We start from the raw sequence: 11,783 nt of genomic DNA, 5'->3' as shown, positions 1-11,783 counted from the left end.
CCACAAGAAGAAACATGCAGCAGTAGTCAAGACACAGGATGCATTCACACGAGCTAAGTTCAAGGTGAGCAATTCCAGAGATGGCTTCGTAGAGTTACTGGAACGTACCAAGGCGCAGATGGTAAAGACTGACAGTAGAGGTACTATCTTTGCCATTGAGGCAGGTGGCCGCTACTGGCGCACTCTGGCCTACTTTTTAGAAGAGCGAGGAATCCCCTTCCGGCTAATTAGCCCCTTCACCTTGAAGCGTAGACGAGAGGGTGAAGATATTGACCGCAGGAAGAATGACTACCGAGACGCGGATATGGCAGCGGAATTACTACGTACCGGCAAATTCATGGAGACCAAGTTAGCACAAGGCATCTATGCTGACTTGCGCGCTGCCTATCACACCTATTATAGCCTCGGCAGGGAGAGGAGCAGAGCTACCAATCTTCTCAGCGCTCTCCTTGATAGCTTATTCCCGGAATTTCACAGCGTTTTCAAGGATGTCTCCACCAAAACAGCTCTAGCTGTGCTTGCTACATATCCCTCACCTTATGTCATCGCCGAGATGAGCATGGAGAAGTTTATGGACACGATGACGGCAAAATACAAAGGGCAGCATATTATTCGCAAAAAGCTGAGTGCTATATATCAGGCTGCTCGTGGCTCAGTTGGTATTCACGCAGGAGCAGGAGTAATTTCCTTTGAGCTCTCTCTACTCATAGAGCGGATTCGTTTACTTACCGAGCACAGGCGGAAGGTAGAGGACCTTATTGTAACACTGGTGGGGTGGATACCAGAGAGTAAGTATCTCCTGTCAATCCCAGGGCTAGGGCATATCACTATTGCCGGCATACTGGGTGAGCTAGGACCACTGAATTATTACCGTAGCGGTAAGCAGCTGGTAAAGATGGCAGGTATAAACCCGATACAGTCGGAGTCTGCCAACAAACAGGCAAGTAAGACACCGATGAGCAAAAAAGGCCGCCCACTTCTTCGCTATTGTCTTTGGGAAGTATCATTGAACATATTGCAGCATAACCAGGAATTCAAAGCCTGGGCCAAGCGACTACAGGAACGTCCGCTACATCAAAATCCGCTCAAAAAGAGAGAGGCACGTGGGGCAGTGTGCAAGAGATTACTGTATCTTGTCTTCGCTTTATTCAATAAGCATTCGTTCTATGAGAAAAACTACAAGGTAGAGACAGAAAGGGAGTTGGTAGTAGCCTAGACGATAAGTAAATTTACCTATCAGGCGGGTGGGGTGACATCGTCTAAAAAATTTGGGCGCTCTTAAGGAGTAAGCTCGGGAATCAACATGGTGCCCTCACCCCTCTGACCAAACCTGTATGAGGTATGATGGGGCTTCCTTTTGAGGAATGACCTCGCATCTGGACGCTAAATTAGGGGTCAGAAAGAAAAGGGTTGGGGCCACCCGCCAACAAACTGAGCCGGATAAAAAATAAGGGCTGGAGAATTACCTCCAACCCCAGTGGGTATAATTATGTTTTCAGACTGGGTATCCTAGGCTTAAGCCTTTCTCTTATTCCGCATTCTCACCCTTATCTTAGGTATAACACGAGGTAGCTTGTTGCGAAATGCCTCAGTCATAATTCGTGCTATAATTAACCACCTTGAAAGACCAAGAGAGAGATGAGCGACTTGTCCATATTATCACTGCTCCCAATGAAGCAGTGGCAAATATGTGGTCAGGGATTCTGAAAGAGCATGGCATTCGCTGTTTACTGAAAGGTATGGGACTTCAAGCAACCGGGTATGCTTCACCTTTAGCTGTAAACTGGGAGATTCATGTGCTGGAATCGCGGGCAGAGAAGGCATTGGAGATATTAGCCCCATTTTTAGAGAACTAGCATTTCGCAACAAGCTAGAGGGTACTCCCCTCGCTTTAGACCTGAGCCATTGACAAAAGGCTCATAGTATGTTGTGTCTTAAACTGTTTCAAAGTGATGCAACTTGATGTAATGTGTCTCAAACTAGCTTGAATTAGCACTTAGTAGCTTGAAGTGGCTACTTATTCGCTTCTTTTTTCACTTTTACCCTATAGCGCCCGACACTTCCTTGGCCGCTCTCGTGGTAGCCCGCACCTGCTCCAACGTGCCCATGCCATACAGGCATGCGTCCACCCCCACCTCGTCAAAAACGAACCTGAAGGCGTGAGGCCCCAAATAGCGGCCTCCGGCCAGGGGCTTGATGGCGATCACGGGCTTGCGCGCTTGGCGGAGCGCGTCTAGTGCCAACTCCTTTGTCGGGAACATGTACATCCCAGGCTGGTTCACCGGCGTGAGGTAACCATCTACGGGAATGCCCTCGGATTCCAGCAGTGGGATGGTTACGCCAGCGTGGTGGACACTGGTGATCACCGTGTCGAAACGCTGGCGCAGGAACTCGATATACTCGCGGATCAGGTCAAAACGGCCTGTCATCGCCAACAGGTCGATCTCGGCCCCCGGATCAGCCACTAGGATGTCGCACCCGGCGAAGAACCCGAGGTGCCGCTCCAACGCAGCGTAGTCAATCTCGAACTGCGTCGTATCCTCCGAACCATACGGCGGCACCTTGTCCGGGGTTACCAGATTGTCCATCGACCCATCCAGCATGTAGCGCAGGATTTCATCGCGCGCTAGCTGTTCGCGGAAAGCAGCGCCACCGGCTTCTTCATCGCAGGCGTAGAACGTAGAGTGAGCTCTTTCGGAGGAAGCCACCATTTCCCCATTCAAAGTCACGGGTATGAGAATATAAGCTAACAGCCCGATCTGAACGCCCGTCAGACGCTGCGTCTCCCAAATCGCTTGCAGATGCAGACGGTTCAGATCCGGAATCATGTGGTCCACCTGGGCTACCGTGATCCCTTCCTCCACGGCATGGCGTAACACCTCTACAACCTCGGCCACCCGTCCAAAGACTTGCAGGTTATCGGCGTCCCGTTGCTTATCCTGATAGGAACAGCCATCGTACGGATGGATTCCCATAACCAGTCGTGGAAGCTCAGCGTGCCCAACCCGGATGGTTGGCACCCCGCATGCGTCAAGGTAGCTCTTCATCAATCGGATTCCTCCTTTAGCTGACGGCGCATACCAGAGCCGTCACAGAATGGGGCTCAAATGAGTAGGTAAAGGATTTCCCGAGCACCCTGCCACCTGAACTATAACATCAGCATCGCTATTTGTCCCACCCTTAAGGAATCCGTTACTTGTGCCAAATGAGATAGGGCTGAATGCGCTCCCAGACGCGATCAATCTCACGCATATCATCCTCGTCCAAGGGATGAGCCAATAAGCGAACGCGGTTGTTCTTGAACACGCCCCGCCGGATCATGATCTCTTTATCGAAGGCCATCCCTATCAAATGCTCCAGGATGAGCGCCGGTAAAAGATGTTTATATAAATCCCTTGCTTCATCCTCTTTGTCTTCATCCAAGAGTTCCCAAACTTTTTGTATCAGATCGCAGAACGTACAGGCAGGGAGGACGCCTTTTGACCCACGTCTCCATTCAGTGATCATGTAAAGACCACCACTTCCCCCCATGATACCTTCTATAGCTGGACAATTCTTGGATACCAGAGCACTGATGCTGTGCGTACTGGGCTTGACTTCTTCTTTGACCCACCTTACGTTTTCGATTTCGGTACACAGCCGCACTACCTGTTCCGTTGACAAGGCCACCACATCCGCATTCTGAATCCACACGGGGATATTTACTGCGTCAGAAATCGCCTGATAGTAGGCAAAAATGGTCTCGAAATCAGGTCGCATAACATACGGCGGCATGGCAATCACCGCATCAGCCCCCGTCTCTTCAGCATAGCGGGCATAACTGGCTGCCGACGGCGTGTTAACCGCCGCACAGTTGGCCACGACGGGCACTCGTCCGCTACATACCTGTACTGAAACGCGAATCATCGTTCGGCGTTCTTCTTCCGAAAGTAAGCGAAACTCGCTGACCATAACTGGCACCACCAATCCTCCGACACCCGACTCAATGCAAAAATTTACCTCTGCGGCAAGCACGTCTTCTTCGATACGATCATTTTTGTCAAACGGCGTCATCGGTATGGCAAAACAACCGCGCCAATCTTTTGTTGCCATGTTTTTCCTCCTTAATTTCATTATATTATATTGTTAAGCCGCCCTCTCTGGAGGGCTGGACTCACTATTAAGTTCGCTCGTTGCCATGTCTCTCCTAACGATGTGTGCGCCAGTTCTTGTCAATGTTGAACTTAAAGTCACAGCCGTCTGGAGCCTGGGTCACCTGGTCTATCCACAAGGAACGATAACCCACGTCGTAGGCTGGCGGAGCAGGTTTCCATGCGGCAAGCCTGCGCTGGATTTCTCGTTCGTCCACCAGGAGATTCAGCTTGCCGGCTCTGGCATCTAGTTCGATCATGTCCCCATCCTCGACGATGGCCAGCGGGCCACCTATCGCTGCTTCCGGTGCCACATGCAGCACGACCGTTCCAAAGGCTGTGCCGCTCATTCGATGGTCTACCACCCGAACCATGTCGCGCACACCCTGCCGTAACAGGTGGATCGGCACTCCCGTACCGCCGCCCTCGGGCATGCCTGGTGCACCCACTGGCCCCTTGTTGCGACCGACGATGACATGGTCAACCGTGATCTGGGCGAAGTCGCGGTCTATATCATCTTGGTTTTGGTTGCGTAGAATAGCCGCTGGCCCCGTATGTTGCAGAAGCCTTGACGAGGCCGCCGAGATCTTGATAACAGCGCCATCAGGTGCTAAGTTGCCGCGCACCACGCGTATGCCTCCGTCCGCCTGCAAGGGGTCCGAGAGGGGTCTTATTATGTCCGGATTCTTCACCTTAACGCCTTCCAAGTTTTCGGCGAGGGTTCGGCCGCTAGCCGTCATCATTGAGGTGTCAAGCAATGACTCCAGCTCTTTCATCACCGCAGTAATGCCGCCAGCATGGTAAAGTTCCTCCACTGTACATGCACCACTGGGCTTGACATTGGTAATAAAGGGCGTCTCTTTACTGATGCGATTGAAATCATCCAGTGTCAAATTCACGCCCGCTCTCCTAGCAATGGCAGTGAGATGAATGACCACATTGGTGCTGGCGCCTGTAGCCATCTGAACGCGGATGGCGTTCTCAAAGGCGGACTGCTTCAGGATGTCAGAGGGACGTATGTCTCGCTCGACTAACTCCACGATCTTGATTCCCGTGGCCTCAGCCATATGGATTCGCTGAGCATATACTGCGGGGATGGATGCACATCCCGGTAGGGTCAGCCCCAACGCCTCAGCCATCGACTGTACGCTGTTTGCTGTGCCCATCACCCCACACGCGCCACAGGTGTTATAGAAGCCATTCATCTCCACCTCTTGCATCTCTTCGTCGCCTATCACGCCAGCCTTGTAATCCGACATCATGCGTATAGTATCGGTGGAACATGCCACAGTCTCGCCTTTGTAGTAGCCCGCAAGACGGGTGCCCCCAGTAACAATGATGGCCGGCTTGTTGGCTGTTGCCAGGGCCATTGCCTGCGCAGGCACGTCCTTGTCGCACGTGCTGAGCAACACGACGCCTTCAATAGGCATCGACGCGATCATCTCCTCGGTACTCATAGCCATCAGATTCCGATAAATCAGCGTTGAGATGTCGTGAAAGACCTCACACATCGAGATAGTAGGGAATTCCAATGGGAAACCCCCGGCCGCCCAGATACCTCGCTTGACCGCATCACCAAGCACCCGAAAGTGCCAATGACCAGGATTGAGCTCGCTCCAAGGATTACAGACACCAATTACGGGCCGCTTCATGTCGAAGTCTGTGTACCCCATCGCGCGGATGTGGCCGCGGATAGTCCCCCCCAACGGGTCCTTCAGATCGATCTTTCGTACTGGAAGTTCCTTTCTCTTGCTCATAGCTATTCTCCTTTCTGGTTTATAAAATTTGCTGTATTAGGCAGAACCGACCCCAAATCCGTAACACCCTCGTTCGTCAAAGAAGGCGATTGCATATAGCTGACATCAGACTGACTAGCACTCCCGCCACTGCTATGATATCTTCGCTCCGCGGCTATGCCAGGTGAACAGTGGCTCCAGGTCCCTCAGGATGTCGTCCAACGCCCGTTGATCGTGTTCGTCCACCTTACGTGCCATACGCTGACGAGCACTTTTGATCACTCCCCGTCTGCGCAAGACCTCCGGATAACTGACCCCGCGTAGCGTCTCCAAGGCAAACAGAGGAGCCATCAGCCCATAGACCCGCTTGGCTTCCTTTAAGTCCTTCGCCTCCAATGCATTCCATAGGCGGACTACCACGTCGGTGATGTGGCAGCCAGGCATCTGCCCGGCAACACCCCTCGGATGCTCCAACAACAGATAGCGCCCGCCTGCACCACCGAAAACCCCCTTCAGCTTGGGAGGAGCCATTTCCAACACCTGGGTAAGCTTGTGAGTTGGGGGCATCGTCTCTTCTTTAATGTACTCGATATGCTCTACCTCTTGAACCAAGCGGACCATAGTCTTGACTGAGAGGGCGCTGCCTACCTCATGGTTCTGAATGAAAATGGGAAGGTCAACAGCATCCGAGATGCCACGGTAGTATTCCAGGATTGATTCCTCGTCTTCCAGCTTGCGGACATAGGGTGTCATGGCTATGACCGCGTTAGCCCCGATCTCGTTTGCGTGGCGGCTGAACATCACTGCGTGCGTTGTCGACACGCCCTGGGTTCCGATTACCACGGGGATCCGGTCTGCAACTTGTTCAACCACCACACGCGCCCCCTTAAGCCGCTCCTCATCAGAAAGGGTAGCAAAGCCGCTGGCGTTGACAGGCCAGACGATACCGTGCGCACCGCATCCAACACAGAAGTCAACAATGCGGCGCAATCCCTCCCAATCAACCTCCAACTGCTCATCAAAAGGTGTTGATGGGATTGTAAAGACTCCACGGAAAGGTTCAGACATTTTGTGTTCCTCCTTATTCATTTTTATTGCTTTGGTGCCCTTTTTAAACTAATGCTTACCAAAGAACGATGTCTAGAAATGTAGCTCTGCTACCCAACTCCAATCCTAGAGGGCGAGGTATTCACTCTCGCCCTCTAGGCTCCTGGCCACTAATCCCATATCGGGGATTGCCGAAGGTCTTTCTACAATGGCTACTGCTAATATCCCATCTCTGCCTTCAGGTCTTGGTCAATCCATATCCTATTAAAGATAGTACTGTCCGTGGCAGCATCTCCACCAGTGAACTCACCATAGTAATTTTTTAGCCACGGCCACCAACAGGAGGATGCTGGGGCAGCACCAGAGATAGGTATATAAACAACGTCCTCAAGCACCTTAAGGCACGCCTCTTGAATCAAGGGCGTTCGCTTGTCAGGGTCTATCTCTCTCTTCATCTTCAAAATTAGCTCATCCACCTCAGGGTTCGAGTACCCAGGAACGTTTATGGCACCACCCGTCATAAAGCAGCGCTCCAGCCCAATTACAGGATTGAGCATTTCGGCGCCACTACCTGCGAACAGATGCATGTAAGTACGGTGGTACCTGTGCGTTGACCAGGTAGCAGGGTCGCATATTATCAAGTCAAGCTCAACCCCAATCTCAGACCACTGGCCAGCAAGCAGAGAGGCTCTTTCAACCTCACTTAAGTCGCTTCTAACAACCATTTCCAGCTTAAGGCCCTCGGGGTAACCGGCCTCAGCCAGCAGCTCCTTAGCCAGTTCCGGGTTATACTTATATAGCAATTGCTGGTCAGGAGACATTTCTTCCCATGGGATGTAAGCGGGATCAGTCGGCAATAGCGGGTAGGGCAATACTTCTGGTATTTCCATTGGCACGAGCATGAGCTCATAGAAAGGTTTCGGGTTGACGCCCACCATCAGAGCCTTTCTTACGCGTATATCGTCTAAAGGTGGCTTATCCATCCCCACTGCTACGGGGTATGGAGTTCCTATGTACTGTTTGGACCATAGCAGTTCAGGAGCAGACCTATCTAACTCGCCCCAGTAGGTGCTAGGAATCCTATTTGCCCACTCGAGCACCCCTGTCCGTAGGGCGGCTATAACGGTACCCCAATCGGGAATTATGGGGTAGATAATCTCATCTACAAACGGTAATTGATACTCTACACCGTTAATTGTTGTTGTGTCCCAGTAATTAGGATTCCTTTCGTATCTGTAGTAAGAACCAATAACATACTCTGTGTTCATAAAAGCTCCGGTGCCAACATGATTTTCAAACCTATCAGCGCCGGCTTCTACCGTTTCACGCGGCTCAACAGTGGTACGATCCTCATAGCCAGCCGTATACATGAACATATAGTCATAGCCTTGAGTCCACTCAATGTCAAGAGTGTATCTATCTGTGGCATATATGTCCCCCGTCGCCTGTGCAACGCCTGTCCCAGCTGGGCTCTCCCTGAGGCGTATTAGATAAAATACCAAATCATCCGCGACGAGTTCTCTGGCTTCCATTACGTGCGGCTTATTATCGTGCCAGTAAATTCCCGGCCGTACGTGCCAGACTACCTTTTCTGGAGTAATGTCCCAGCTCTCGATCAAAATGCCTCGTAGGTACTCCCAAGGAATCCAGCCCCAATACTTAAAATCATATTCGCCGGTGCCCCTCGGCCCATACTTGTCAATGTCACCACCTATTGGGCGCTCTTGAAAGGCATCGAGCCAGAACATAGGGTTAGAGGATGCAGTTTTGCTCCTGTCGGGGGCTAGTGGGTCACCCATTTGGTTATCAGGATGATTGCCAAAGAGGACCAGGGTCCCACCATATTGCGGTGCACCTGCTGCTGGCTCCTCTTCTTCTTCTTCCTCCTCCTCTTCTTCTTCTTCTTCTTCTTCCTCCTCCTCTTCTTGCTCCCCTGGTACTTTCTCACCGCAAGAGGCCAGCACTAAAGCCGCCACTATTAGCCAGCTAAGCATCAACCATAAAATCTTGTGTTTCATTAGTTTTTCCTCCTATTCTGATATTATTCCTCCACCACCACCTCACCTAAAGTTTTGTTCCATAAGCAGCGTCTCCCTTTTTGCTTTTTTTCGGCTTCCTCACCCCATAGCGCCCGACGCCACCCCTCAGCCTCGGGTCCAGTAGGTCTCTCACTGCATCGCCAAACAGATTTACCCCATAGACCACGAGAGCCAGGGCAAAGCCGGGCCATAATGCCATTCCCGGCTGCACTGGCATATATTGGCGCCCGCCACCACTAAGCATGCCTCCCCAACTGGGTTGTGGGGGTGGGATGCCAAAGCCAAGAAAGCTCAGGCTAGCCTCAGTTAGAATCGCGTTCGGCACCCGTGCGCTAAATAGGATAATTGTGGGCGCCATAGTATTGGGCAGGATGTGTCGGGTAAGTATTCTGCTGGTGGGGCAGCCAATAGCTCTCGCAGCCTCTACATACGCATTCTCTTTAATGCCGATAACAAAACTCCTTACGTGCCTGGAACCGACAATACCCCAATATACCCCCAGAGAAACGATTACCTGCCATAGACCTACTCCAGTGACAGAGACTACGACCATAAGAAGAGGTAGAGCGGGTATGCACATCACGGCATCAACGAACCTCTGCCCTATCATGTCAACCTTGCCGCCGATGTACCCGGACATAATACCTATAATCACAGACATAATCGTAGCTAGAGTAGCAGTAGCCAAACCTACAATCACCGAGATACGAGCCCCATAGATGACACGAGAGAGTATGTCTCGCCCGACGTTATCTGTGCCCAGCCAGAATTTGGCTGATGGCGGAGTCAGGAAATATCCTTCAAAACTCTGGTTCATGCCATAGGGGGCGAGGAACTCGGCAAAAATGCCAGTGACAAGCAGGAGCAGGGTGATAATCCCACCCGCCGTACCCAGCGGCTTTTCTTTTACCAGCCTTATCAAGAAACCGACCGGCGCGGAGTGTCTCTTTGTCTCGGCTACTCTCCCTGATGAGTTATCGGCCATAGCATTTACCCACTTTTAATTTTTCTCTATTTATAACGAATCCTGGGGTCTAGATAGCCGTAGGTTAGGTCAACCATTAGATTGGTTAGCACCATGACGACTGAAAAAACGACTAATACTCCACTAACTAGCGGCTGGTCTCTAAAGTTGACGCCAGATATTAGTAGGCGGCCCATCCCGGGCAGACAAAATATCTCCTCTATAATAACCGTGCCCCCAATGAGGATGGGTACCTGAAATCCTATGACGGTAATTACCGGGATTAGCGCATTCTTCAGGGCATGCCTTAGGATGACCACTCTTTCTTTGAGTCCCTTTGCCCAGGCCGTCCTGATATAGTCCTGCCTCAGCACCTCCAGCATCATGGTGCGCATCATCCTCATGGTCATTCCCCCTAGGGCCATGCCCAGAAGGAGAGCTGGCACTATGAACATTTGCAGGTTACCTATTGGGTCCTCAGTTAAATGGATAAGCATTATGGGTGGCATGTAGCCCCACCATATTGAGGGGTAGACTATTATCATCGTCCCCAACCAGAAGCTAGGGAAAGAGACACACCCTATGGCAAAGCTACGGCCTATATAGTCACCCCATTTATCCTGCCGTAACGCTGAATATACACCTATAGGTAAGGCTATTAGCTGAGCTATTATTATACCCATGAGGCCAAGTTCAAGGGTTACTGGAAATGCTTTGGCTATCCGTTCGACCAAGGGTATCCTTTCCCGCCAAGTAATCCCAAGGTCGCCTTGAAAAATACCACTGAAATTGCCACCCTCCTGGGGAACAACTCCCATCCAGCGTCCGTACCGGACGAGGAATGGTGCATCCAGCCCTAGGGCGCGTTCCACCATAGCTCTGTCGAGTTGTTCCTCGGCTCCAGACATGGCCAACATTGCGTCTATAGCATCGCCCGGCATGAGGGATACTAGACCAAAAATTATGAAACTGACCACAAGCACGATGGGTATAAATAGCAACAATCTTCCAATTATATAAGCTCGCATACTACTTCTCTCACTTGATAGCTACGGGACGATGGTGGGCCCTGCCGCTAAGCCCGATTCCCACAGGGCTCCGGTCACGGGAGGGGTGCGTACTCGAATTAAGCTGGTGGTAATCAGAGGAAAACCCCAGCACCCTGGTTTCCCCCGGCAGGGCCCGTCCATTTCTCTAGCACCAAACTCTGGCTACTCCTTTTAGCCTCCACTTTTTCCTCTCGGCAGGGTGCTGACCCCGATTACAGTCATGGCACCACACGGGACGGGAGGAAGAAGAGGAAGAGGAAGCTGCCTCGCCATGATTTCCCGAGCATCCTGCCGCAAGAAAACTGAAAGGCTCAAAGAACACCCACACTCGGGGTCTCTGAGCCCTGTTGCTTGACTTATCTTCGAGATTATTCTAGAACAATAAACATGCCCTAACTCAATCACCTCTGGCCTCTAACCGCTTCATTGTATTACCCTTGCGGTCATATATTGTCCCTATACGGGCAATACTACTACCACTTTTCCTGTTTGTCAAGCCCTCTTTTGGCAGGGTATTGACTACTAAAAATATATTTAGTCCTCTGCTACGCTAGTGCTCAAAAAGAGGAAAACCGTGAGAAGCAAGTTAAACAAATTTCTGGGTTATCTTCAGATTGAGAGGGGTTTCTCTCAGGGCACTATCAAAGGATACCGGCTTGATATAGAAAAAGGGCTGCTCCCCTTCTTGCATCAGCGAGGCAAATTTGAAGTAGCAGAGGTCACCAAGGCTGACATTCGAGACTATCTAGACTATGTAGCCACTAGCCAAGGTAACACTAATGCCACCAGGGCGCGAAAACTGGCAGCCATAAAGTCAT

At 51.3% G+C, this 11,783-nt stretch carries 9 protein-coding genes; 2 read left to right on the top strand and 7 right to left on the bottom strand.

Translation table 11 applies throughout. The annotated features are described in order from the left end of the window. A partial coding sequence (locus VMX96_01815) for an IS110 family transposase (GenBank protein HUU62646.1) occupies positions 1-1,216 on the top strand: 1,216 nt, incomplete at its 5' end. An 823-nt stretch (positions 1,217-2,039) separates the two neighbouring features. Here the strand turns inward: VMX96_01815 and VMX96_01810 are convergent. The 7 genes from VMX96_01810 to VMX96_01780 form a co-directional block, all read right to left on the bottom strand. Beyond that, positions 2,040-3,050, bottom strand: coding sequence for a hypothetical protein (locus tag VMX96_01810; GenBank protein ID HUU62645.1), 1,011 nt, complete (start codon positions 3,048-3,050; stop codon positions 2,040-2,042). A 142-nt stretch (positions 3,051-3,192) separates the two neighbouring features. Then, on the bottom strand, positions 3,193-4,092 hold the full coding sequence (locus tag VMX96_01805; GenBank protein ID HUU62644.1) for a dihydrodipicolinate synthase family protein: 900 nt from the start codon (positions 4,090-4,092) through the stop codon (positions 3,193-3,195). A 94-nt stretch (positions 4,093-4,186) separates the two neighbouring features. Then, entirely contained in the window at positions 4,187-5,887 is a 1,701-nt protein-coding gene (locus VMX96_01800; protein HUU62643.1) for a dihydroxy-acid dehydratase, read from the bottom strand. A gap of 132 nt (positions 5,888-6,019) precedes the next feature. After that, complete coding sequence (locus VMX96_01795) at positions 6,020-6,934, bottom strand: dihydrodipicolinate synthase family protein (protein HUU62642.1); 915 nt, start codon at positions 6,932-6,934, stop codon at positions 6,020-6,022. 197 nt (positions 6,935-7,131) lie between these two features. Further along, positions 7,132-8,931 carry an ABC transporter substrate-binding protein gene (locus VMX96_01790; GenBank protein ID HUU62641.1) on the bottom strand — a complete coding sequence of 600 codons (1,800 nt, stop codon included), beginning with the start codon at positions 8,929-8,931 and terminating at the stop codon, positions 7,132-7,134. Positions 8,932-8,977: 46 nt separating this feature from the next. Then, positions 8,978-9,937, bottom strand: a complete 960-nt coding sequence (locus tag VMX96_01785) for an ABC transporter permease (GenBank protein HUU62640.1) — start codon at positions 9,935-9,937, stop codon at positions 8,978-8,980. Positions 9,938-9,963: 26 nt separating this feature from the next. Further along, complete coding sequence (locus VMX96_01780; GenBank protein HUU62639.1) at positions 9,964-10,944, bottom strand: ABC transporter permease; 981 nt, start codon at positions 10,942-10,944, stop codon at positions 9,964-9,966. 595 nt (positions 10,945-11,539) lie between these two features. On the opposite strand from VMX96_01780, the gene VMX96_01775 reads away from it, so the two are divergent. After that, on the top strand, positions 11,540-11,783 hold a 244-nt coding region (locus VMX96_01775), incomplete at its 3' end, for a site-specific integrase (protein HUU62638.1).

The organism is Dehalococcoidia bacterium (assembly GCA_035528575.1).
Taxonomy (GTDB): Bacteria; Chloroflexota; Dehalococcoidia; order E44-bin15; family E44-bin15; genus DATKYK01.
The sequence above is the reverse complement of the archived record's forward strand: the minus strand, read 5'-3'. Positions and strand labels throughout refer to the sequence as shown.

Bases quoted from the DNA above. Each gene is read 5' to 3' on its own strand.
- VMX96_01805 (HUU62644.1), bottom strand. From the start codon at position 4,092: ATGGCAACAAAAGATTGGCGCGGTTGTTTTGCCATACCGATGACGCCG.
- VMX96_01800 (HUU62643.1), bottom strand. From the start codon at position 5,887: ATGAGCAAGAGAAAGGAACTTCCAGTACGAAAGATCGATCTGAAGGAC.
- VMX96_01795 (HUU62642.1), bottom strand. From the start codon at position 6,934: ATGTCTGAACCTTTCCGTGGAGTCTTTACAATCCCATCAACACCTTTT.
- VMX96_01790 (HUU62641.1), bottom strand. From the start codon at position 8,931: ATGAAACACAAGATTTTATGGTTGATGCTTAGCTGGCTAATAGTGGCG.
- VMX96_01785 (HUU62640.1), bottom strand. From the start codon at position 9,937: ATGGCCGATAACTCATCAGGGAGAGTAGCCGAGACAAAGAGACACTCC.
- VMX96_01780 (HUU62639.1), bottom strand. From the start codon at position 10,944: ATGCGAGCTTATATAATTGGAAGATTGTTGCTATTTATACCCATCGTG.